The following is a 21,779-nucleotide window of genomic DNA, read 5'->3' on the forward strand; positions in this document are numbered from 1 at the left end:
CCGGAAGCTAGCCCGCAGCAGGACGGAAGACGGGGACGACGAATCCGTCTTCGTCGTCGCGGAAAGCGATCACCAATTCCATGTCGGCGCGCAGATCTTCGACGCGGCAATTCTCCACGACTGTCATCAGCCGCGGTCCCTCCTCGAGATCCACCATCGCCAGCACGTACGGCGTGCGCACGTCGAAAGGTGCGGCATTGTGGTGGATGACGCTCCACGTGTAGAGCCGCGCGCGACCGGTTGCCGGCGCCAACTCGACGTCCTCAGCCCAACAATGCGGGCAGAACGGCCGGGCGTATAACGATTTCTGACCGCAGGACCCGCAGGCGTTCACCAACAGCCGGCGGTCCTGCGTGGCTGACCACCACGCCTGACCGTCGGCGTCGATCGTGGGCCGATCAGGAGCCGTCATTACTGCCTCCCGAGAATCATTGTGGCGCTGTGGGTGAAGAAGCCCCCCATCGCGTGGACGCATGCCAGCCTGGCATCGGCGACCTGACGCGCTCCGCATTCGCCGCGCAACTGCCGCACCGCCTCCACCATGAGGAACATTCCTCGCATACCCGGGTGACACGACGCCAGGCCGCCGCCATCGGTGTTAGTCGGCAGCGACCCGCCCGGGCGAAGTGCTCCGGACTCTATGAACGGGCCCCCTTCTCCGTTGGCGCAGAAGCCGAGGTCCTCCACGGTCAGCAGGACGGTGGACGTGAAGGAGTCGTAGAGCTGGCACACATCGATGTCGGCCGGGCTGACACCCGCCCGCGCGAATGCTTGCGGACCCGAGCGCGCCGCCGGCGACGTCGTGAAATCGGGCCATTGGCCCATGCTGACATGCGACGTCGCGTCGGCCGTGCCAAGAATCCACACCGGATCCTTCGCGCAATCCTTGGCTACGCGCTCGCTGGCGAGCACGACGGCACCGCCACCGTCGGTGCGCAGGCACACATGCTTGGAGGTGAACGGGTCGGCCAACAGGGGTGCGGCGGCGACGTCGGCAACGGTGATGCGGTCTCGTTCAAATGCGTTGTCGTTCATGGCCGCCCACTCGTGGGCCGCGACGGCGACTTCGGCCAGTTGATCGACCGTGGTACCGAATTCGATCATGTGGCGTCGAGCCGCCATGGCGTACTTGGCAATCAACGTGGGGCCGTAGGGCGCCTCGTATTGCAGGGCACCGCCGGTTCCCATCGCGGCAGCCGACGCGCGCAGCTGTCGCTTGACGTCGGAGCGCGCGGTCGATCCGTAGGTCAACAGAGCGACCTCGATTTCGCCGGCCGCGATCGCGGCGGCGGCATGGCCGGCCATCACTTCCCAGGAGGATCCGCCGACGTTGGTCGCATCGACCCAGGTGGGTCGCAGGCCGAGGTACTCGCTGACTTCCACGGGGGGAAGCAACGTTCCGTGCCCACCGAAACCGTCGACATCCTCCTTCGTGAGCCCGGCATCGGCGACCGCCCGCCGCGAGGACTGGGCCATCAGAGCCATCGCGGTCTTGTCGGGAACTCGGCCGCAGTCGGACAGGGCTGCGCCCACGATGGCGACGCGGTTCGATCGCATAGCTCATGGTTATCACATCGACGTCGTCGCTGATAATGGGCGTTGACGATAATGTGGAAACGTTATTCTCGGTCCGCTACCGTGAGCCTATGACGACGGCGCTGCGCGATGCCCTGCGGGGACAGGAGCTGGTGTTGTGCCTGGCGTTGCTGCACTCACGCACGCCCGATGTGCCGGCAATCGCGGCGGCCTGTGGATACGACGCCGTTTACGTCGACCTCGAGCACACGTCCACATCCCTGGATACTGCCCAGATGCTCTGTGCGAGCGCGCTCGGAGCGGGGATCTCGAGCCTGGTGCGGGTGCCGTCCCACGATCCCAGCCTCATCGCACGGGTGCTGGATGCTGGTTCGGTGGGAGTGATTGTGCCACACGTAAATTCGAAGGAAGAAGCCGAAAGAATCGTGCAGGCCGCACGATTTCCGCCGATCGGCAACCGGTCCATTTCGGGTCCCAACGCGGTCACGGGATACACACCGCGAACAGCGCCGCAATTGGTGGAGCTGCTCGAACGGCGCACGGTCGTGGCCGTGATGGTCGAGACCCCGGAAGCTGTCGAAGCGTCCGACTCCATCGCCGCCGTCGACGGCGTCGACATGATTCTCATCGGGCCGAGCGATCTGACCGCCGAAATGGGCATCCACGGACAGTATGAGAATGATCATTTCCAAAGTGCAGTAGAATCGGTCGCGGCGGCTTGTCGTAGTCACGGCGTGGCGCTCGGTATCGCCGGAATAACGTCGGTTGACCTGCTGAATCGATTCGTGGGACTCGGATTGCGATTCATCTCGGCCGGGACCGACATCGGGATGATGACCGAGGCGGCCACAACACGCGCGAAAGCGCTTCGCGGACTGCAGAGCCACCGCGACGAGCGTGATGAATGACACCGAGTAGCCGAGCGATGCCAACATAACAGGAGGACCGGATGCCGACAGCCATCTACACCGAACGCGTCACCGACCCGATGGCGTGGACCGGCGCGGACTTCACGAGTAAGGAAGACTTCGCCTTCGACCTGTCCGCCCGGAATGTGGCTGCGCTGGAATCGATCCTGGCCAAGACCGCGAATAAGGACCGCGACGACATCACGCCAGAGGACGCTCGTCACCCAGACCTCGACGACGATCTGGAACGGCTCTACCGGGACCTGATGTTCGGTAAGGGTCTGGCCTGCGTGCGCGGCTTTCCCGTCGAGCAGCATTCGATTGACGACCTCGAGCGCATCTACTGGGCGTTCTGCACGCATCTCGGCTATCTCGTATCAAACAACTCCTTTGGTCACCGCATGGTGCGCGTTCAGGAAGAGATCCTGCCCGGCGGCGTGCAACCCGCTCGCGGCACGAAGTCCCGCGCCGAACTCGCGATGCACAACGACGCCGCCGACATCCTCGCGCTGCTGTGCGTCTACCCGGCGGCCCAAGGAGGCGAAAGCCAGTTCGCCAGCGGCCCCGCCGCGCACAACCGAATCCTGGCCGAACGCCCCGACCTGCTCGACGTGCTCTACGAAGGCTTCCCGCACCACCGACGCAGCGAACAGCCTGATGACCAGCCCGATGTCACGCCCTACAACGTTCCGGTCTTCTCCCAGATCAACGGGCGAATCTGCATCAACTTCACCTATAGCAGCATCTTGCCGGCCATGAAGACGCTTGGGCGCGAATTCACCCCAGAGCAAGAAGAGGCCGTCGAGCTGCTCCGCACCATACTCGTCGACCAACAGGTCGAATTCCGTTTGGAATCCGGGGAAGCGGCCGTGGCCAACAATTTCGCGATGTGCCACTCCCGATCGGACTTCGTCAGCAGCGACGACCCCAAGAAGGCCCGCTGCTTCCTGCGCGCCTGGATGGAGGTCCCGCGCGAAGATCGTCGGCTGCCTATCGGTCGTGAGTACTTCCACATGGAAAACAAGGATTTGCGGCTCGGATACGACGTGGTGCCCGGGCGCGACGGCGCGATCGCGCGCAACGATTACCGCAACGTCGACACGGCGTTGGCCGACATGTTCAAGGCGGCCCAGGCCAAACCCAAGGCACGTCCATGAAAGGCGCACGACGGAGATGACCGGCGCGCCACGACCGCGATTGGTCGTCGAGCGGTGGACTGACCCCGCCGCAGCGGACGTCCTGGAACTGTCCGGCATCGACATCGTCAAACTCGATCTGACTGCGCCCGCCGAATCAGGCTGGGCGGCATTGGAGTCCGCGCACGGCTACCAAGTCGCCACGCGAACCGATGTTGCTTCCGTTGCCGACGGCGCGCAGTGGCTGGCCGGTGAGGCATTGATCGCGCGCTGCCCGTCGCTGCTGGCCGTCTGTTCGGCGGGAGCCGGATATGACGTCATCGATGTCGATGCGTGCACCCGCGCCGGGATAGCGGTGTGCAACAACTCCGGGCCGGGGGCGGAGGCGGTGGCCGAGCACGCCCTGGGATTCATGCTCGACCTCGCCAAGAAGATCACTGTCTCCGACCGGGCACTACGAAGCGGTCCGCTTCGCGATCGGCTGACCCTGCGTGGCAGTCAGCTGTTCGGCAAGACGCTCGGTGTCATCGGGCTCGGTGCCATAGGAAGCCGCCTCGTCGAGTTGTGTGCGCCGTTCGGCATGGAGGTGCTGGCCTTCGATCCCTATCTCGACGAGATGACCGCACGGTCTCGCGGTGTGCAGCGGGTGACGCTCACCGAACTCGTCGAACGGTCGGACTTCGTGCAGGTGACGTGCCCTCTGACCAGCGAGACCCACGGTCTCATCGGCAGAACGCAATTCGCCGCGATGAAGCCGACCGCCTTCTTCATCACCACGGCGCGCGGGCCCGTCCATGACGAGGCGGCCTTGCTCGACGCGCTCGTGAGCGGTGGAATCGCAGGGGCGGGCCTCGATGTGTTCCACGAGGAGCCGCCCCGGCAGGACAACCCGCTGCTGCAGCTCGACAATGTCATTGCCACGCCGCACACCGCGGGCATCACTGTGGAGGCCGCGCGGGATATCGCCGTCGCCACCGCGACCCAGTGGCAGACGATCTTCGAAGGCCGCATGCCGCCTCGCTTGCTGAACCCGGCTGTCTGGCCGCGCTATTGCGAACGATTTCACGACATCCTCGGTGTTCAACCGACCACGCGCGTCACCGCGGCTGCCGAGTGAAACCGACGATTCCCCAACGAGATCGAGAGAAGGGCCTTGACTTGGCGACACGCTACGACACGATCGAGGTCGAGGTCAGGGGTCATACCGCCTGTGTGACACTCAACCGTCCTGAGGTGCTCAACGCGATCAACGACGAGATGATCGCCGAACTGGCCGTGGCTTATGCGGAAATCGAACGCTCGCAAGATATCTGGACCGTGATCATCACGGGCGCCGGCCGTGCGTTGTGCGTCGGAGCGGACGTCAATAAAGCCGCCGGCCACGACATGGAGAACGCGGCAGGGATCGACAATCAGGGCGAGCCCATTCTCAGTTCGATGCGGCAGTGGGATGCACCGCAGGAGGCGACGCCGCCGTGGCTCCAAATGACCAAGCCGATCATCTGCGCGGTGAACGGCATCGCCTGCGGTGCGGGAATGGACCTCGTGACCACGGCGGACATCACCATCGCATCCGAGCGCGCGACGTTGATGGACCCGCATGTCAGCATCGGCGTGACGTCCGGGCGCGAGGGGGTCAGGCTCGCCCGCATACTCCCGCTGCCCGTGGCGATGCGGCTGATCCTGATGGGCAAGCACGAGAAGCTCGACGCGCAGCGCGCTTATGACTTGGGCGTCTTCACCGAAGTGGTCGCGCACGATGAGCTCATAGCGCGCGCCTGGGAGATCGCCGACGTCGTGAATTCGAATGCGCCGCTGGCGGTGCGTGGTTCACGCATGGCCGTGCGCAAGGGGCTGACGATGCCCATCTACGAGGCAGAACTGCTTGCCGAGAATTACCGGATGAAGGTGGCACTGACCAAGGATGCCATCGAGGGGCCGCGCGCCTTCCTCGAGAAGCGCAAGCCGCGGTGGAAGGCCCTGTAGGGCTTGACTCCGCGCGCTATACCATCCCGAAGAAGTTCTTTGCGTTGGTGGACAGTACCTTTCGTTTGGTGTCCTCATCCAGGCCCTCCGTCGCCTTGTTTGCGACCTCGAGGCTCCGCGGCCAGTTCGTGTCGTTGTGCGGGTAATCGGTCTCGAACATGAGCTGGTCCGGCCCGACCAGATCCAGGATGCGGAACGCGACCGGATCGCCGAAGGTGGAGAACCACACTCGACCGGGTACCTGGCTGCTCGGCGGTTCGGTCAGCAGCGGGTGAATGCCGCCCCACCCGCGCCGGTCCTCCCAGACCTCGTCGACACGCTGCAGGTAGTAGGGGATCCAGCCCGCTTGCGCCTCGGCGAACGCGAGCTTGAGGTCGGGGAACTGCATGAGCTTGCCCGAAAACAGCCAGTCGACCATGGCGATCGTGCAATTGACGGCCATCAGTGCGCTCGTCACGACATGCGGAGCGTCGGGAGAGGACTTCGTCAGCGACGAACTCGACCCGATGTGCAGCATGATCCCGACCTGATTTCGCTCGCACGCGGCGAAGAATGGGTCCCAATAGCCGCTGTGAATGGACGGCAGGTCGAGACGAGAGGGCAGCTCGGAGAAGCACACCGCGTGCATCCCACGGGCGGCCACCCTTTCGACCTCCTGCGCGGCCAACTCGACGTCCCAGAGCGGGATGATGCCAAGCGGGATCAGCCGGCCGTTCGAGCTGCCGCCCCACTCGTCGATCTGAAAGTCGTTGTACGCCTCGACGCAGAGCTTGGCGAGCTCCTTGTCCTTGGCGTACAGGAAGCGTTGGCCACAAAAGCGTACGAGGGTGTTGGGGAAGCAGGCCGAAGCTTCGATGCCGGCAATGTCCATGTCCGCGAGCCGATCCGCGGGACGGTAGCAGCCGGGACGCATCTCGTCGTAGGTGATCGGGTCGGTGGTGAGTTCGTCGATTTCATAGCCGGCGGCCGCGCTGATGAGTGGGATCGGGATGACCGCGTCCTCGTAGTGCCAGATGTCCGCGGCGCGGCCCTCGTCGTCCTCTACGAACGCCACGTCGGACGTGACGGATGGATCCATGCGCCCACGGGTGCGAACGATCCGCGGACCGATGTCGCGATAACGCTCGGGCAGCCGACTTGTCCACAAATCGGCCGGCTCCACCAGATGGTCGTCCGGCGAGACGATGAGGATATCTGCGCTCAACGCTGTACTCCTTCGAGAGCGGCCCACGACTTCAACGAGCGGCACATTGATTCAAAAATGAGAATGACCGTTTCCACGGTACCGCATGGGGTGTGTCCCGTGCGGCGGGGCGCCTCCAGACTGCCGTTGGCCCCTACCGTGACATCGGAGTCTCACCGGGTTCGAGGTGAGCACCGCCCTCCCGGCCCGCGTTGACGCCGGCAACAACCACTTGCGCGCAGTGAGAATCAACATGCACGTGCAGGTAGATCGCACGTTTTCCGCGTCGGGCGCGTATTCTTTCCCCATTATGCCTACGAAGAAGCCCGCCGGTCCCGACCCCGAAACCGGCTTGGAATTGGTCGATAACAACGTCGAGCTGCACGGCTCGTGGCAGCAACGCACGATCGAGCGCCGTCTGAGTTCTGCCAGAGCGCGTGCTCTCGCTCGCAGTTCGCGGTTCCTGGCCACCGCGCTCGAATTGGTGGAGGAGTCGGGTAAGGCCGATTTCACGATCCAGACCCTCATCGACAGGTCGAATCTGAGCCTGCGTGCGTTCTACCAACACTTCGCCGGTAAAGAAGAACTCATGTTGGCGCTCTACGAGAACGTCACGAGTCAGTTCACCGAGGACATTCGCCACGATGTCGCAGCGGCCGACGGTCCGATGGAACAACTCGAGGCCTTCTGCCGGGGTGTCCTGTCGCGCGCGGAGTCGTCGGAAGCCGTCGGGGGCCGGGTCATGACGATCTACAACCTGAGCCTGGAGATCGAGCGGCCGGACGACTTCGCAAAGGTGTGGGAGCCGCACCTGAAGCTGCTGACGAAGATCCTCACGTCGTGTGCTCGGGCCGGACTGGTACGCACGGATCTGACCCCCGCGCAGCTGACCACGTTGCTGAACACCACGCTGACGGCGCTCGCTCAGATTGGGGTTTTCCATCTGGGCGGCAAGGGTTCCAAGCTGACGGAGGACCAACTGTGGGCGTGGTGCAAACAGGCCGTCACGCCGCCCGCCTCCGACGTCAAAGCCAAGCCCGCACGCAAGGCAGTCTCGCGTGCGGCGTCGGCTGGTCGGGCCGGACGGCCGAAGAAACTAACGGGGTAGGCCGAGCCCGCGCTGGGCGATGATGGTGCGCTGGATCTCGCTGGTGCCCGCATAGATGGTCGTGCCCAATGAGAATCGCAGTGAGTGGTCAAACCTGCCGTGTTCGGGAGCGGTCGGTTCGAGGTAGCTGCGCAAGCCGTCCGCGCCGACGAGTTCAACGACGTCCTGGCTGGCGCGTTCGAGCGCCTCGGTGCTGAACACCTTGGACATCGGCCCCTCGGCCACCGGTATGTCGCCCTGCTCGAGCATCCACACGCACCGCCGCTGCAACAGGATTGACACCTCGGCCTCCATCGCGACGCGGGCGAGTCGGCGCCGGACGTCGGTATCGGTGATCGGTAGTGAGCCATCGTCGGAGCGGCTGGTGGTTGCCCAATGCTCGGCGTGGTGCAGCAGCCGGATCAGGTGCGGGCCCCAACCGGATGCGTGCTCGTCCCGCAGGGACAGGCCGAGCACCTCCCAGCCACCATCGACATCGCCGATGCGCCACTCGTCGCCGATGCGGACGTCGCTGTAGAAGGTGATGTTGGTGCGTTCCCCGGAAAGGGTCCACACGGCTTGCGCCGCAAAGCCATCGGCGTCGCCCGGCACCAGAAACATCGTCAGGCCCTGGTGTTTGGGCCTATCCGGGTTGGTGCGCGCGAGCAGGAACACGAAGTCGGCGAGGTGACCGTTGGTGGTGAACATCTTGGAGCCGTTGATCACCCACTCGTCACCGTCGCGCACGGCGCGGGTGGCGGCCGCCGCGACATCCGATCCGCATTCCGGCTCGGTGAAGCCGAGGGCGATGGTGATCTCGCCGTTGATCGCACCGGCCAGGATTCGGTCCTTCAGGAAGGGGGTGCCGATGTCGCGGATGATCGCCGCCACCATCCTGGTTGTCTCGGAGAGGTAGACCGGCGCGTCAAAACGCATCAGTTCCTCTTTGACGACCTGGTCGTCCCATGCGTTGCGGCTCTGTCCGCCGAACTCGACGGGCCAGGCCGGAGCGAAATAGCCCTTGTCGACGAGGCTTTTGGCGAACTCGTCGTCGTGTGCGACGCCGCTGCGGTAGATGCGTTCCTCGAATTCGGGGGACAACACGTCCTGAAGGTAAGCGCGGATCCCGTCGCGGTAGGTCGCGGTCTCTGCATCGAGCTGAAAGTGCATGTCTGCACGCCAATCTGTCGTGGCACGCGGCCCGGGACGGTACGCACGGCAATGTTAATCTCAATTTTGAGAGTAACCATATCCGCATGTGATGGGACGACAAACGTGGACCTGAGCCTGACGGGCGAACAGAGACAGTTGGTGGATTCGTTCGCCGCGCTGTTTGCGCGTGAGTCGACCAGCGAGCGAGTCCGGGCGGCCGAGCCGCTGGGTTTCGACGTGAAGCTGTGGAAGGCCCTGCTGGACATCGGCGCAGTGGCGATGGCGGTCGACGAGGCGGCCGGCGGGTGGGGCGCCTCCGAACTGGATCTCGCGTTGATCGCCGAACAGTTCGGACGCGCGGTCGCGTCCGCTCCCGTCATCGAAGCGCAGGTTGCCGCGCGGCTGCTGGCTGCGTCCGGTGAGGCCGGTGCGGGGTTGTTGAGCGCGGTCCTCGCCGGTGACCAGTTGGTCACGTTCGCGCCTCGCGCCGGACGTGGTGGGCGGCTGGGATTGGTGCCCGGCGGGGCGGTGGCAGACCAGGTAGTAGCCCTGGCGGAGGGGCGGCTGCTGGCGGTGCCGATTGGAGAGGACCGCACCACGGTGGAAAACCTTGGGTCAATGCCGTTGGCGGACATCATCATCGAGCATGATGCCGTGGTGCTGGCAGACGGATCGCAGGCGCGCGTCCTGTTCGACAGCGGACTTGACCTGTGGCTCGCGCTGACCGCTGCCGCCTTGGCGGCGGCGGCCAAGAGGGCCGTGGAGATCGGCGTCGACTACGCCAAGCAACGTCATGCCTTCGGAACCGCGATCGGCGCGTTCCAGGCGGTGTCTCACCCACTGGCCGACAGTGCCACCGCCGCCGATGGGGCGCGGCTGCTCGGGCTCAAGGCCGCGTGTGCCTTCGCCGATGAGCCCGATCGCGTCCGGGAACTGGCTGCGATGGCCTTCGCATTCGCCTATGAGACGGCGCGCGACGCCACGCGGCGCAGCCTGCACATTCACGGCGGATACGGATTCGGCATGGAGGGCGACATCCAGCTGTACTACCGCCGGGTACGGGGCTGGGCAATGGTTTTCAGCGAGCCGGCCGCCGCATTGGACCGTGTAGCCGATGCGCGCTACGGCGCCGCCGGACTGGCGACAGTGGGCTGAACGGGACGCGCGCCGCCAGGATCACGGAGCCCAGACTCGCTCGAGGCGCGGGCCGGGTTCGGCGCGCCGGTCACGCGTCCGCCCGAACCTGGTCTTTGACCGCCAGGACAACGGGGGGAGCGGTCCGCCAGTTCGGTACCCCCTGCGCCTCGCCGGCAGTGGGAAGCTTGTCCTCGCGAATCTGCGCCCAGTGCGAGTGATTCAGTTGGTGCAACGCGAAACACGATTGCAGCGCGTTGTAGAAGCCCATGTTGTCGACCGATTGGTTCACCGACTCTTTTATCAGCAGCGCCGCCATCGTCGGCACCTTGGTGATGCGCCGTGCCAGCTCGAGGGTGCGCCCGGCGAGTTCGTCGCGTTTGAAGATCTTGCTGACCATGCCGAGCCGGTAGGCCTCTTCGATACCGATCGCATCACCGGTGAGCATGAGCTCTTTCGTACGCCGCGGTCCGAATTCCCATGGGTGGCCGAAGTACTCCATCCCGCACATTCCCAACCGCGTGCCCACCACATCGGCGAAGCGCACCTCTTCGCTTCCCACGATCAGGTCGCACGCCCAGATCAGCATGAGTCCCGCCGAGAACACGTCGCCGTGTACCTGGGCGATCGTGATTTTGCGGAGGTTGCGCCAGCGCAGGTTGTTTTGGAAGAAGTAGTGCCATTCCTGCAGCATGGTCCTCTCCGCGCCATCGCGGGTGCCGCCGTTGATGGCCACCGTCGGGTGCTGGCCGGGACCAGGACTGAACTCGGCGCGCGCCTGCGCGGACCCGATATCGTGGCCGGACGAGAACATCGGGCCCTCGCCGGCGAGGATGACGACGCGAACGGCGTCATCGGCCTCGGCGCGGGCGAACGCCTCATCGAGTTCGACCAGCATGCCGCGGTTTTGGGCGTTGCGTTGGTCGGGGCGGTTCAACGAAATCCGAACGATCATGCCGTCGTCGAAGACCTCCCACTTCAAGAATTCGTAATCGCTCACGGCTCGCCCCTTCTCTCGTCTACGTCCGGTAATGGCGTTATCAATAGTGAGAAGGTATGTTCTCACAGGTCGGTCGGTGATGACCGGAAGGGGTGCAGATGGCGGCAGGTCAACGGAAGCCGCGAGTAATCCTGTGGGGTCCGGGCCAGGTCGGCATCGGCGCGTTGCGTGCCCTCATCGCGCACCCTGGCCTGGAGTTGGCCGGCGTGATCGTGCACGCGGAAGCCAAGGACGGCAGGGATGCGGGTGACCTGTGCGGAATGCCCGCGACCGGAGTCATCGCCACGCGCGACATCGCTGCGGTGCTGTCGATGGACGCCGATGTGGTCGCGTACTTCGCGTCGGGCGACTACCGCTACCGCGAGGCGGCGCAGGACATCGCGCGCTGCCTGCGGGCGGGCAAGCATGTGGTGAGTACCTCCTTGGTGCCCATGTGCTATCCGCCGGCCGCGGATCGGGAAACGGTCGAATTACTCGAGGCGGCGTGCGCTGACGGTGGCACCAGCTTCTTCAACAGTGGTGTCGATCCCGGCTGGGCGAACGATGTGATCGCGCTGACGATGACGGGCTTCAGCAGTCGGGTCGATGGCATCACCATGCTCGAGATACTCGATTACGGCCCCATCAACCAGCCCGACATCATGTTCGACTTCATGGGGTTCGGGCACACCCCCGACCATCGGGCGCCGCTGTTCGACACCGAGCGGCTCGCCGCGTTGTGGGGACCCACCGTGCATCTCGTCGCAGACGGCATTGGCCTGCCGCTAGATCGCATCGAGACGACGATCGAAAAGTGGTTGGCGACAGAGCGTTACGAAGTGGCATCGGGGTGGATCGAGCAGGGAACCATGGGAGGTATGCGCTTCAAGCTCGCCGGGATGGTTGACGGCGACGAGCGCGTCGTGCTCGAACACGTCACCCGCATGGGCGAAGGCTCTGCGCCGGACTGGCCGCGGCATCCGTCCCCGCACGGCGGCTACCGCGTCATCGTCGACGGCCTGCCCACCTACACCGTCGACATCGAGATGCACGGCCGCGGCAACAACATGCGCGGTCTGACCTATGCGACCGTCATGCGCGAACTCAACGCCATTCCCGCCGTGATGGCCGCCCCAACCGGTTTGCTGTCCACCCTCGATCTGCCTCCTGTCACGGGTCCCGTGCGCGGCGGAACATGGCAGGGCGTGCTGCCCGGGAAGGCTGCACCGTGAACGACGGACCGGTTCGGCAGACGTCGGCCGACCTGTGGGAGGTCATGCGCACCGCATCGGCGGTGCGGCGCTATCGCGACGAACCCGTCTCGGACCAGGCCATCGACATGTGTCTGCGCGCGGCGAGCTGGGCTCCGTCCGGAGGCAATCAGCAGCCGTGGAAGTTCGTCGTATTGAAGTCGAGCACTTTGCGTGACGTGGTCACGGCCGCGGCCCACAAGACATGGGAGGTCATGACCGAGTTCTATCGGCTTTCGCTGCCGGAGAACGAGGCTGACGACCCGAAGTCGCGCGTGCTGCGGGCTATGGCCGAGCATATGAGCGTCGGTGGCGCGGCGCCTGCGCTGGTCCTGTTCTGTGTCCAACCGCAACGGGGAACCACCGAACTGCAGCAGGGAGGGTCGATCTTTCCCGCCGTCCAGAACTTCCTGCTGGGGGCCCGCGCGCAAGGCCTTGGGGCGGCGATCACCTTGTGGCACGGGTCTTGCGAGGATCAGCTGCGGTCCATGGTCGGGATACCCGACGACTGGCTCATCGCGGCGCTGCTGACGGTGGGCTGGCCCAAGGGCGGGCACCACCCGGTGCGGCGCAAACCGCTCAATGAGGTGGCGGCGATCGATCGGTGGGATCGACCGTGGGGGAAGACGACACCATGACGGCGTGGCGGTCGACGTTGGATCGCCACTCGGTGAGGGTTCCGCGGCACCACCCGATGATCCACCGTCTCGTTGACTACCGAGGAGCCTTTTGTGCAGCTGCGTGATCACGCAGGCTCTGCGAAACCCGCTGTGATCCTTCACGATTCCGGCGTCGAAGTGAGCTTCGCGGACCTCGAAGCCAGCGCAAACAGACTTGCCCACTTCCTGCGACGTTCGGGCCTCGTCGCCGGGGACACCGTCGCAGTGCTCATGGAGAACAACGAGCACATCCACGCGGTGATGTGGGCGGCCAAGCGGAGCGGGCTGTACTACACGCTGGTCAACACGCACCTGAGCGACTCCGAGGCCGCATACATCGTGGCGGACAGCGGGGCGAAGGCCATCGTCTCCTCGCGGGCGATGCGGGGTGTGTGTCGCCGGCTGCCCGAACAGCTTCCAGGTGGACTACCACCCGTCGCGCTGATTGCCGACGACGATCTGGAGGGCTGGCAGCGCTATCCCGAATGCGTGGCAACCGAGCCTTTGACTCCGGTCGCCGGTGAATGTGACGGTCAGCTCTTGCAGTACTCCGCGGGCAGCACCGGTCGCCCGAAGGGCATCCGTCGGCCTTTAATGCCCTGCGGCTCTGGTGTTTCCAATCTGTCGACGCCCGTCTTCGAGGCGCTCGGCGTGACAGACGACTCGGTGTACCTGAGCCCCGCCCCGACCTACCACACGGCACCAGCCATGTGGACGATGGCAGCGCAAGCCATCGGCGCGACAACGGTTCTCATGGAGAAGTTTGACGCCGAGCGTGCCCTCGACTGCATACAGCGCCGCGGTGTCACGCACGCCCAGTTCGTGCCGACGATGTTTGTGCGGATGCTGCGGCTACCCGAAGCAATTCGGATGTCCTACGACCTATCGACGCTGCGCCGCGTCGTTCACGCCGCCGCTCCGTGCCCGCCGGAAATCAAACGCCAAATGATCGACTGGTGGGGGCCGATCATCGACGAGTACTACGGGTCATCAGAAGGTGCAGGCATCTCGTTCATCCGAGCCGAAGAGTGGCTCGCCCATCCGGGATCGGTGGGCAAGCCCATTCTTGGTACACCGCACATCCTCGATGGGGACGGCGCCGAACTCGGGCCAGGACAAATCGGTGAGATCTACTACGCGGGCGGTTATCCGTTCGAGTACCTCAATGATCAGGCAAAAACGGCTGCGGCGCGCAGTCCCGAAGGCTGGGTCACCGTTGGTGACGTCGGCTACTTGGACGACGATGGTTACCTCTACCTCACCGACCGGCGAAATCACATGATCGTCTCCGGCGGAGTGAACATCTATCCGCAGGAGACCGAAAATCTTCTCGTCAGTCACCCACTGGTGGTCGACGCCGCTGTGTTCGGTGTCCCGGATCCGGTCATGGGGCAGTCGGTGATGGCCGTCGTGCAGTTGGTGGATCCAGTTTTGGCGTCCAACGGACTCGGCGAGGAATTGATCGCATGGCTTCGGAGTCGCATGGCGCACTATAAGTGTCCGCGGTCGCTGCATTTCGAGGCGCAATTGCCGCGCACTGATGCCGGCAAGCTCTACAAGCGGGTGCTCATCGAGAAGTACGGGGGCGCCGACGAGGGTTAGACCAGGTGCCGCATGCACTCCCGCGGGACCCGTGTCGTACGGGTGTCGAATATGGCGTGACTCAAGAAACCATTTGGGCGCGCTTGCCGCCTATCGTATTCCCACGCAATATTGTCTGCGGTCGAAAGGCACTGGGGGAGAGCGTAATCCAATTTCAGGCCGGTGTCGTGGGCGGCCGCCGAGATCAATCCGCGGCCTGCGGTCACCAATCATTGCCGTGGGTGAGCAAGCCCGGCAAACGTTACACCTATCTGTGATAGTGTAACTGCTTTGTCACACATGCCGACGGGAAATTGATGACCGCTGAGGAAGTCGTGCGTGCCGAGATCGCCGCATGGAGCCGCAACGATGTCGACGAGGTCATGAGTCACTTCGCCCAGGACGCCACATTCGACATCGGCCCCTCCTGGCCACGGCTATCTGGTCACGACGCGATCCACGAGATGATGACGGTGTTCTTCGCTGGCGGGACGTGCGTTGACCTCGAAATCCAGCATCTCGCCGTGGACGGCGACGTGGTGATGATGGAGCGCCGCGATCACTGGATCGTGGACGGAAAGCAGATGAGCTGGCCGGTCATGGGCGCGTATCAGGTGCAAGACGAAAAGATCAAAGCCTGGCGAGAGTACTTCTACCCCCCGAGTGAGACGTAGGCGCACCAAGCGCTGAAGGACGCTTTCCTGTTCCGATCCAGTTGAACAACCCGGCAGCCCCGATGGAGTTCTGATGACCGTGCCGACCGCCCCCGCCGAGTCTGACCTGTACTACGACCCGTACAACATCGACCTCAATATGAATCCCTATCCGGTGTTCGCCAGGATCCGGGAAGAGGCCCCGCTCTACTACAACGAACAGCACGACTTCTACGCGCTCAGCCGCTACGACGACGTCAACAAGGCCGTCATCGACCACGAGACGTTCATCTCCGGGCGCGGCGCCCTGCTTGAGATCATCAAGTCGGGCATGGAAATTCCGCCGGGCACACTGATCTTCGAGGATCCGCCGATCCACAACATCCACCGCAACCTGCTGTCGCGGGTGTTCACACCCCGCAAGGTGCTTGCCCTCGAGCCGCAGATCCGCGAGTTCACCGCGCGGTGCCTGGATCCGCTGGTCGGCTCGGACCGCTTCGACTTCGTCAACGACCTCGGTGAGCAGATGCCGATGCGCGTCATCGGCATGCTGCTGGGGCTCCCCGAAGACCGGCAGCGGCAGATCACCGACCACGGCGAGGAGACCCTGCAAGGGAAGACCGTCGACGCCTTGGCCACCGGTGAGGTGTTCGCGGAGTTCGTCGACTGGCGCGCCGAACACCCGTCTGACGACATTATGACCGACCTTCTCAACGCCGAGTTCGAAGACGAGACCGGCACGGTACGCAAGCTGCGCCGCGACGAGCTGTTGCTGTACTTGACGGTCATCGCCACGGCCGGATCCGAGACCACCACGCGCCTGATCGGCTGGGCCGGTAAGACGCTGGCTGACTACCCGGATCAGCGCCGCGACCTGGTGGAGAACCCGGGACTGATTCCTCAGGCGATCGAGGAGATCCTGCGCTGGGAGCCGCCGGCGCTACAGATCGCCCGCTACGTCACCCGCGATGTCGAGTACTACGGCCGGACCGTGCCGGAGGGTTCGGCGATGCTGATGCTCGTCGGCGCGGCCAACCGCGACCACCGCCGGTTCCCGCCGGACGGTGACGTCTTCGACATCTACCGGGAACAGCGTTCGCACATGACTTTTGGCGCAGGCACGCATTTCTGCATGGGCAATGCGCTGGCCCGACTGGAGGGCCGGATCGCGCTGGAGGAGATCCTCAAGCGCTTCCCGGCCTGGGAGGTCGACTGGGCCAACGCGGTACCGTCGGAGACCGCCGCGGTCCGGGGCTGGGCGGCCATGCCCACATTCGTTTCCCGTTCCTAGCGTGGAGCGAACGTCGCTCAGCTGCTTGACCATCGCAAGGGGACCGCAGCGCGGCGTCACCACCCTGGCGACGAATGTTTCGGGTCCTCGTCGTCGGGGACTGTCGCTGGTCGTCAACGTCTAGCCAGACCACGGCCGTGAACGCTCGGTCAATCGTGATGCCGCACAACGGGATCGGGCAGGAACAACCGGCAGGCACCGGGTTCGGCGAACGGAATGAGACCCAGGCCCGGCGTGTCGGTGGCGCCGAGCCGCTCCAGCATTCCCTCGACGATCCCGAGGTGGACCTGACAGACGATCGTCGGATAGCGACGGGCCGCGTTCAGCAGGGGACACCGGCGCAGCGCAATGCCTCGCCGGGCGTCGGGGTCGTCGTCGGGCGCGAAGCCGAGGCGGGCCAACGCCTCGAGCACGGACCGCCGCGCGTCATCGCCGGTGTGGCTGCACTCGTCGATGAGTTCGCGTCCCCACTCGACGCCGGCGGCACGCGCGTCGCGCTCCGGGTGCGCGCTGGTGCGAGCCAGCTGTCCGGCCAGCGCGGTCGCCAAACCCGCGTAGTCGCGCATCGCCACCGCGGGGTCGGCGGCCGACACCCGATACAACGTGGCCGGACGTCCGCGTCCGGGTGTCCTGGCGGTGGAGCGTTCGACGAGCCCAAGCTCTGCGACCACGTCGAGATGTTCGCGAACGGTGTTGGCGTGCAGGTCAAGAGCCGCGGCGGCGTCAGTGACCCGGACGGGGGAGTGTGCGCGCACGTAGTCGAGAACCCGCAGCCGCTGCCCGGACAGCGCCACGGGCGCCTCCAACACCGGCGTGGGCGGGGGGCCCAGGACGACCGGCTCTTTTTTCACGGAATTTATTGTAGTAAATTAATGGGCGATGCACCTAGCGCACTGAGCCGCACCCGCTCGGCGAGCGAGCGCGCTCAATGGAAAGGAACCGAAATGCCGGCCAACGATGTGATCGTGGCGTCCACAGCTGCCGATGCCGAGGCGGTCGAAGCCATCACCAGGCACCACGCGCAACTCGCCGGTCAGCTGGCGGTGCTTACCGATGCGATGGTGTCGGCGGTCGAGCGCGGTGCGGGCTTCGAGCCGGCACGCGTTGCGGCCCTTGCCTTCCTGGCCGGTGAGCTGCTGCCCCACGCCGCCGCCGAGGAGGAGCGCCTGTACCCGGCCGCCACCCGCACCCAGCGCGCGCGGCCCCTGATCGAATCGATGATCGCGACCCACCGCATCATCGGCTCCCTCGTCGACGGCATCCGCACGGAACCGCCGGTGCGCGCGGCCGGTTCCGCCCAAGCCCTGCGGGTGCTGTTCGACGCACACCTGGTCAACGAGAACGAGCGGATCCTGCCCATCGTCGCCGCCGACCCCGACGTTTCCCTGGTGGAGGTGACCCACGGCATGCACGAACTCCTCGGCCACGCGCACCCCACCAACGGCACCGAGCCATCACACAACTGCGGCTGCGGCGAAACCGATGCCGACGATCCCGTGCTCGACGTTCGCGAGGTGCCGCATTCGATCCGGCACGCGACCGTGTTCGGCGCGTTCGACGCCGTTCCAAACGGCGGCGCCCTGGTGCTGGTGGCTCCCCACGACCCGATCCCGTTGCTGCGCCAGCTCGACCACAGAACCTCGGGGCGACTCGAAATCCACTACGAGCAGCGCGGTCCGGAGGCGTGGCGGTTGCGGCTGATCAAGCGGTGAGTGCAGATACATCCCGGGACTGGCCCGAAACCCGTTCGGTGTAGCGGCAATACGGCGAAACCGCGCCGGGCGACTAGTCTTCGCGGGATAGCGCCGCGCGAGGGCACGCGGCGATGGCCTGCTCGGCGAGCGCCACCTGCTCGGCGGGCACGGGGTCGGTGAGGACCACGGCGTATTCGTCATCGTCGAGCTCGAACACCTCGGGCGCGATGTTCACGCAGAAGGCGTTGCCCTCACAGCGATCACGGTCCACTACCACGCGCATTGAAACCTCCTTCGATACTTCAGCGGGCTGCATCCTCACGCGTTCGCCTGCTGGCACACCCACCCGTCGGGCGTGCGTCCGGCCTCGATGAACCGGGTCAGCTCCGCGCTTGTTTGGGGCGGCAGGGTCGGTGTCGGCGTTCGGATAGATGACCGGCTCCTCTTTGGAGTTGTGCTGGTGGAGTTGATCCAGCAGCTGCGTGCACGTATCCCTCAGTCGCGGAATGTCGTTCCCGTCGGCGAGCAGATCCCCCAGCGTGTTCATGGTGTGCCAGAGCTGACCGTGCTCGCGCATCATCACGAAGATCGGCATCACGATCCCGGCCTCGCGCAGCGGCGGGAACAGGAAGACCTCCTCGAGGTAGATGTGCCGGCGCAGGGCTACCAGCGTGTCGGTCAATAGTTCCCGCTGCACGCTGCCGCAGTCGAGCTGTTCAATGAAAGCCTCTATCGCGTCATCGATTTCGCGGTGTTCTCGCGTCAGCTCGGCAGATAGCGTCAGGCTGGTCATTCGCGGTCTCCTCTGCGTCAGGCAGATTCTGTTCTAATCGAGTTGGGCGTCGACACTGATCGTTGCGCCGGCGAACAGTCGTGACACCGGACATAGCGCCGCGGCCTGGTCCACCACGGCGGCAAACGAGTCGGCATCCAGGCCGGCAACGCTGGCCTTGACCTTCAGCTGCGAGGTGGTGATCGTCGGAACACCATCGACCGCATCCAGGGTCACAGTGGCGGTGACCTCGAGTCGCTGTGGCGGAGTGTGGTTCTCGCCCAATTTCAGGGCCAACGCCATCGAAAAGCACGACGAGTGCGCCGCCGCCGCGAGTTCTTCGGGGCTCGTCTTGCCGCCGGGCTCCTCGGTGCGAGAGGCCCACGTCAGCGGCAGGCCGTCCAGCGCTCCGCTGCTGCCCTGCGACAGTTTGCCTTCGCCCGACGCCAGCGGGCCTTCCCATGTGGTCCGCGCCGCCCGTTCCGCGATGCTCATAGTCCGCGCTCCCTTTCTCCATTGCGTGGCATTTATACAAGTGTTATTTGTGCAAACCCTAGCCCGTCACGGTGCGCGTTGGCCAGCATCGTCATGCTGTTGTTTGCCGACGGTATGCGCTGATGACGTCGGGATCGGGGTCGATCCCCAGGCCCGGTCCCTGCGGGACCGAAATCCGGCCTGCCGTCGGGGTGAGGCCATCGCCATAGATGGAGGCTTCCAGTTCGAACCAGCGCCACTCGATCATGGAGTCGATGTCGCCCAGAGCGGCGGTCGCATGAAGCGCCGCGAGCAATCCGGGACCGTCGTAGAAGGAATGCGTCATCACCGGGACGTTGTGGACGGCCGCGAGCGGAAAAACCTTGCGCAACTCGCTGATACCTCCCATCTTGGCCGGGCTCGGCTGAACAAAGTCCACCGCTTCCGCGGCGAGCATGCGCTCGAATTCCAGTACGGTGGAGGCGTTCTCGCCTGATGAGATCGGGATGCCGGTGGTTCGGCGCAGTTGGGCGAGACCATCGAAATCCTCCGGCGGCCACAGTGGCTCCTCGAGGAATTTGAGCCGAGCCGCCCGGAGTTCGTCAGCGACGGCAGTGGCTTCGGTCAAGGTCCAGGGGCAGCCGGCGTCCACGATCAGCTCGATATCGGGGCCGGCTTCCTCGCGGGCCGCCCGAATTGCCGACACCCCCGCCTCGTGCAGCTTGAGCACTTGGAATCCGGCGTCGATTGCCTGCCGAACCACGGCGCGGACCAGCGCCGGGTCGGAATAGCAGGCGAGGCTTGCGTAGCACGGCATGGTGGTCACCCCGCCGCCGAGGAGCTGGGACACCGGAGCATGGGTGAGCTTCCCGGCGATGTCCCACAAGGCGATGTCGACCGCCGAAAGGCCATAGGTCAACGCGCCACCGCGCCCGAACACGTGCAGCTTCTTTTGAATCTCCAGCATCAGCGGACCGATCCGCGTGGCGTCCCGCCCGATGCACAGGGGTGTGATGAGTTGGTCGACAGCAAGTTTGGCGGAATCGACGGCGCTGAAACCGAAGGCTTCCCCCCAGCCTTCCACTCCGTCGGAGGTTGTCACCTTGACGAGCAGCGAGTCCGCCGCGGTCAGCGCGTCTCCCCAGAGCGACGCCCCGGGAGTGCTGCCCGCCTTGAGCGGGATACGCAGGGGAACCGTCTCGATCTTCGCGATCACTGCGGCGCGGTCAGCGGCGGTGGGCGCGGTAATCCCTGCCATGGCCGAGACTCAGCTCGTCAGCCGCAACACGTCGGCGAGCGCCCGGCGCGGCGTGGGCGGCGGGGCTGCGTCGAGTGTCGGTGCGACACCCACCCGGATCAAGACCTGGGGGAGGTCGGTGTGACCCGTGACCGCCGCCAGCAGTTCACGGCTGACCGACAGTTCCGTCAGCTGCGACACCGGGCAGGTGGCCAAGCCGGCCATCGTGCATTCCAGGAGGACACCTGATAGCAACTCGCCGCACGCAAACGCGTTGGCGCGGCTGTCATCTTCGGTGGACAGCATCAAGATCTTCGAGAAGTCCCGCGTCACCCCGGCACGCCTGTCCGGGTTGCGGGTGAAGGGGAAGTGGCGATTGACGCCCACCCGATCCGACTCGGCGGCCGAGATCAACGAGCTGTAGGGGATCCCCTCCGATACTTCGAACGGTGCTGTCCACCAATCGAGTTCGACATGATACGCAGAGTCATACAGGCGCAGCGACTCGGTGAACTCGGCTGCTTCGGCCAGGCGCGGACGCATCTCCTCCGGCAGCACGTCCAATCGCACCACGCCCGCGTCGATCCTGCCGCGGAGCAAAGCCTCAAACGATTCCCAGTCGACCGGCGCAAGGAACGGGAGCCGGTCGGTCCGACGTTGCAGGATCGCGTCGGCGCGGCGACGCTGGTGGTCCGTCACGCCGTCTGACGGAGCGAATGTCACCCTGGCCAGGTGCGTCGGATCGCGCGGCTCGGGAAATCGTTCGATCTCGGCGATCCAGCCCGCGGCCGCCATCGCCACCCGGAGGTGTTCAAGCGCACCCCCGCAGCTGATGTGGGCCTCGCGCATCGATCGGTCCGCGTGCACGACACGGCGTGTGTCGAGAAGCAGGTCCAGCCCCGCGCCGTCGGCCTCCCATCGCCACGGTTGGGTGTTGTACAGCGACGGGGCGCGGCAGGCCAAGCGAACCGCATCCTCGATGACCTTGGTTTCCACCATAGTGTCCAACACGGTGCACCTCCGGCTTCTCTGCTGGCCCAAGGCCGTTCGTTAGGGAGGACGACTCG

The 21,779-nt window shown here is 65.1% G+C and carries 22 protein-coding genes and 1 pseudogene; 12 read left to right on the top strand and 11 right to left on the bottom strand.

Annotation, left to right across the window (positions count from 1 at the left end; all coding sequences use genetic code 11):
- Positions 1-7: 7 nt before the first annotated feature.
- Entirely contained in the window at positions 8-412 is a 405-nt protein-coding gene (locus JF781_RS07990) for a Zn-ribbon domain-containing OB-fold protein (protein WP_225326970.1), read from the bottom strand.
- Positions 412-1,557: an acetyl-CoA acetyltransferase gene (locus tag JF781_RS07995; RefSeq protein WP_225326969.1), complete on the bottom strand. Its 1,146-nt coding sequence runs from the start codon at positions 1,555-1,557 to the stop codon at positions 412-414. The genes JF781_RS07990 and JF781_RS07995 overlap by 1 nt, the downstream gene beginning before the upstream one ends.
- Before the next feature lie 35 nt (positions 1,558-1,592).
- Between JF781_RS07995 and JF781_RS08000 the strand changes: the two genes are divergently transcribed.
- The 4 genes from JF781_RS08000 to JF781_RS08015 are packed head-to-tail and all read left to right on the top strand — an operon-like array spanning position 1,593 to position 5,566.
- Complete coding sequence (locus JF781_RS08000) at positions 1,593-2,444, top strand: HpcH/HpaI aldolase/citrate lyase family protein (RefSeq protein ID WP_225326968.1); 852 nt, start codon at positions 1,593-1,595, stop codon at positions 2,442-2,444.
- Positions 2,445-2,485: 41 nt separating this feature from the next.
- On the top strand, positions 2,486-3,601 hold the full coding sequence (locus tag JF781_RS08005) for a TauD/TfdA family dioxygenase (RefSeq protein ID WP_225326967.1): 1,116 nt from the start codon (positions 2,486-2,488) through the stop codon (positions 3,599-3,601).
- A gap of 16 nt (positions 3,602-3,617) precedes the next feature.
- Positions 3,618-4,697 carry a hydroxyacid dehydrogenase gene (locus JF781_RS08010; protein WP_225326966.1) on the top strand — a complete coding sequence of 360 codons (1,080 nt, stop codon included), beginning with the start codon at positions 3,618-3,620 and terminating at the stop codon, positions 4,695-4,697.
- A gap of 41 nt (positions 4,698-4,738) precedes the next feature.
- Positions 4,739-5,566, top strand: coding sequence for an enoyl-CoA hydratase/isomerase family protein (locus JF781_RS08015; protein ID WP_225326965.1), 828 nt, complete (start codon positions 4,739-4,741; stop codon positions 5,564-5,566).
- Positions 5,567-5,582: 16 nt separating this feature from the next.
- On the opposite strand, the gene JF781_RS08020 is transcribed toward JF781_RS08015, so the two are convergent.
- Positions 5,583-6,770: an amidohydrolase family protein gene (locus JF781_RS08020; protein ID WP_225326964.1), complete on the bottom strand. Its 1,188-nt coding sequence runs from the start codon at positions 6,768-6,770 to the stop codon at positions 5,583-5,585.
- A gap of 289 nt (positions 6,771-7,059) precedes the next feature.
- On the opposite strand from JF781_RS08020, the gene JF781_RS08025 reads away from it, so the two are divergent.
- A complete protein-coding gene (locus JF781_RS08025) occupies positions 7,060-7,857 on the top strand; it encodes a TetR/AcrR family transcriptional regulator (RefSeq protein ID WP_225327041.1) in 798 nt (265 codons plus the stop codon).
- Here JF781_RS08025 and JF781_RS08030 read toward each other — a convergent pair.
- Positions 7,846-9,006, bottom strand: coding sequence for an acyl-CoA dehydrogenase family protein (locus JF781_RS08030; protein ID WP_225326963.1), 1,161 nt, complete (start codon positions 9,004-9,006; stop codon positions 7,846-7,848). The two genes, JF781_RS08025 and JF781_RS08030, sit on opposite strands and share 12 nt — an antisense overlap.
- 105 nt (positions 9,007-9,111) lie before the next feature.
- On the opposite strand from JF781_RS08030, the gene JF781_RS08035 reads away from it, so the two are divergent.
- Positions 9,112-10,143 (top strand): acyl-CoA dehydrogenase family protein, encoded by a 1,032-nt coding sequence (locus JF781_RS08035; protein ID WP_225326962.1) that lies wholly within the window; start codon positions 9,112-9,114, stop codon positions 10,141-10,143.
- A 70-nt stretch (positions 10,144-10,213) separates the two neighbouring features.
- Here the strand turns inward: JF781_RS08035 and JF781_RS08040 are convergent, their stop codons facing one another.
- The gene (locus tag JF781_RS08040) at positions 10,214-11,122 is read right to left on the bottom strand and encodes an enoyl-CoA hydratase (RefSeq protein ID WP_225326961.1); all 909 of its coding nucleotides are present in this window, start codon (positions 11,120-11,122) and stop codon (positions 10,214-10,216) included.
- Positions 11,123-11,220: 98 nt separating this feature from the next.
- Here JF781_RS08040 and JF781_RS08045 point away from each other — a divergent pair, with 98 nt between their 5' ends.
- From JF781_RS08045 to JF781_RS08065, 5 genes are all read left to right on the top strand, one after another.
- Positions 11,221-12,333 (top strand): dihydrodipicolinate reductase, encoded by a 1,113-nt coding sequence (locus JF781_RS08045; protein WP_225326960.1) that lies wholly within the window; start codon positions 11,221-11,223, stop codon positions 12,331-12,333.
- 44 nt (positions 12,334-12,377) lie between these two features.
- Positions 12,378-12,989 carry a nitroreductase family protein gene (locus JF781_RS08050; RefSeq protein ID WP_225327040.1) on the top strand — a complete coding sequence of 204 codons (612 nt, stop codon included), beginning with the start codon at positions 12,378-12,380 and terminating at the stop codon, positions 12,987-12,989.
- A 93-nt stretch (positions 12,990-13,082) separates the two neighbouring features.
- Positions 13,083-14,612 carry a fatty-acid--CoA ligase FadD4 gene (gene fadD4, locus JF781_RS08055; RefSeq protein WP_225326959.1) on the top strand — a complete coding sequence of 510 codons (1,530 nt, stop codon included), beginning with the start codon at positions 13,083-13,085 and terminating at the stop codon, positions 14,610-14,612.
- A 296-nt stretch (positions 14,613-14,908) separates the two neighbouring features.
- Positions 14,909-15,265, top strand: coding sequence for an SgcJ/EcaC family oxidoreductase (locus JF781_RS08060; protein WP_225326958.1), 357 nt, complete (start codon positions 14,909-14,911; stop codon positions 15,263-15,265).
- A 73-nt stretch (positions 15,266-15,338) separates the two neighbouring features.
- Positions 15,339-16,535 carry a cytochrome P450 gene (locus tag JF781_RS08065; protein ID WP_225326957.1) on the top strand — a complete coding sequence of 399 codons (1,197 nt, stop codon included), beginning with the start codon at positions 15,339-15,341 and terminating at the stop codon, positions 16,533-16,535.
- A 149-nt stretch (positions 16,536-16,684) separates the two neighbouring features.
- Here JF781_RS08065 and JF781_RS08070 read toward each other — a convergent pair whose 3' ends face one another.
- A complete protein-coding gene (locus JF781_RS08070) occupies positions 16,685-17,386 on the bottom strand; it encodes a metalloregulator ArsR/SmtB family transcription factor (RefSeq protein WP_225326956.1) in 702 nt (233 codons plus the stop codon).
- Positions 17,387-17,479: 93 nt separating this feature from the next.
- Between JF781_RS08070 and JF781_RS08075 the strand changes: the two genes are divergently transcribed.
- Entirely contained in the window at positions 17,480-18,247 is a 768-nt protein-coding gene (locus JF781_RS08075; protein ID WP_225326955.1) for a DUF2249 domain-containing protein, read from the top strand.
- 73 nt (positions 18,248-18,320) lie between these two features.
- Here the strand turns inward: JF781_RS08075 and JF781_RS08080 are convergent, their stop codons facing one another.
- The 5 genes and pseudogenes from JF781_RS08080 to JF781_RS08100 form a co-directional block, all read right to left on the bottom strand.
- Positions 18,321-18,512, bottom strand: coding sequence for a ferredoxin (locus JF781_RS08080; protein WP_225326954.1), 192 nt, complete (start codon positions 18,510-18,512; stop codon positions 18,321-18,323).
- Positions 18,513-18,547: 35 nt separating this feature from the next.
- A pseudogene (locus JF781_RS08085) lies at positions 18,548-19,022 on the bottom strand (hemerythrin domain-containing protein).
- A gap of 33 nt (positions 19,023-19,055) precedes the next feature.
- Positions 19,056-19,496: an OsmC family peroxiredoxin gene (locus JF781_RS08090; RefSeq protein WP_225326953.1), complete on the bottom strand. Its 441-nt coding sequence runs from the start codon at positions 19,494-19,496 to the stop codon at positions 19,056-19,058.
- Between the two features lie 91 nt (positions 19,497-19,587).
- A complete protein-coding gene (locus JF781_RS08095; RefSeq protein ID WP_225326952.1) occupies positions 19,588-20,733 on the bottom strand; it encodes a mandelate racemase/muconate lactonizing enzyme family protein in 1,146 nt (381 codons plus the stop codon).
- Positions 20,734-20,742: 9 nt separating this feature from the next.
- Positions 20,743-21,723 (bottom strand): NAD(P)H nitroreductase, encoded by a 981-nt coding sequence (locus JF781_RS08100; RefSeq protein ID WP_225326951.1) that lies wholly within the window; start codon positions 21,721-21,723, stop codon positions 20,743-20,745.
- Positions 21,724-21,779 lie beyond the last annotated feature (56 nt).

It is taken from the genome of Mycobacterium sp. WUMAC-067 (assembly GCF_020217485.1).
Taxonomy (GTDB): domain Bacteria; phylum Actinomycetota; class Actinomycetes; order Mycobacteriales; family Mycobacteriaceae; genus Mycobacterium.

Coding starts and splice junctions, on each gene's coding strand:
- JF781_RS07990 (WP_225326970.1), bottom strand. CDS start 412: ATGACGGCTCCTGATCGGCCCACGATCGACGCCGACGGTCAGGCGTGG.
- JF781_RS07995 (WP_225326969.1), bottom strand. CDS start 1,557: ATGCGATCGAACCGCGTCGCCATCGTGGGCGCAGCCCTGTCCGACTGC.
- JF781_RS08000 (WP_225326968.1), top strand. CDS start 1,593: ATGGGCGTTGACGATAATGTGGAAACGTTATTCTCGGTCCGCTACCGT.
- JF781_RS08005 (WP_225326967.1), top strand. CDS start 2,486: ATGCCGACAGCCATCTACACCGAACGCGTCACCGACCCGATGGCGTGG.
- JF781_RS08010 (WP_225326966.1), top strand. CDS start 3,618: ATGACCGGCGCGCCACGACCGCGATTGGTCGTCGAGCGGTGGACTGAC.
- JF781_RS08025 (WP_225327041.1), top strand. CDS start 7,060: ATGCCTACGAAGAAGCCCGCCGGTCCCGACCCCGAAACCGGCTTGGAA.
- JF781_RS08030 (WP_225326963.1), bottom strand. CDS start 9,006: ATGCACTTTCAGCTCGATGCAGAGACCGCGACCTACCGCGACGGGATC.
- JF781_RS08045 (WP_225326960.1), top strand. CDS start 11,221: ATGGCGGCAGGTCAACGGAAGCCGCGAGTAATCCTGTGGGGTCCGGGC.
- JF781_RS08050 (WP_225327040.1), top strand. CDS start 12,378: ATGCGCACCGCATCGGCGGTGCGGCGCTATCGCGACGAACCCGTCTCG.
- JF781_RS08060 (WP_225326958.1), top strand. CDS start 14,909: ATGACCGCTGAGGAAGTCGTGCGTGCCGAGATCGCCGCATGGAGCCGC.
- JF781_RS08065 (WP_225326957.1), top strand. CDS start 15,339: ATGACCGTGCCGACCGCCCCCGCCGAGTCTGACCTGTACTACGACCCG.
- JF781_RS08075 (WP_225326955.1), top strand. CDS start 17,480: ATGCCGGCCAACGATGTGATCGTGGCGTCCACAGCTGCCGATGCCGAG.
- JF781_RS08080 (WP_225326954.1), bottom strand. CDS start 18,512: ATGCGCGTGGTAGTGGACCGTGATCGCTGTGAGGGCAACGCCTTCTGC.
- JF781_RS08090 (WP_225326953.1), bottom strand. CDS start 19,496: ATGAGCATCGCGGAACGGGCGGCGCGGACCACATGGGAAGGCCCGCTG.
- JF781_RS08095 (WP_225326952.1), bottom strand. CDS start 20,733: ATGGCAGGGATTACCGCGCCCACCGCCGCTGACCGCGCCGCAGTGATC.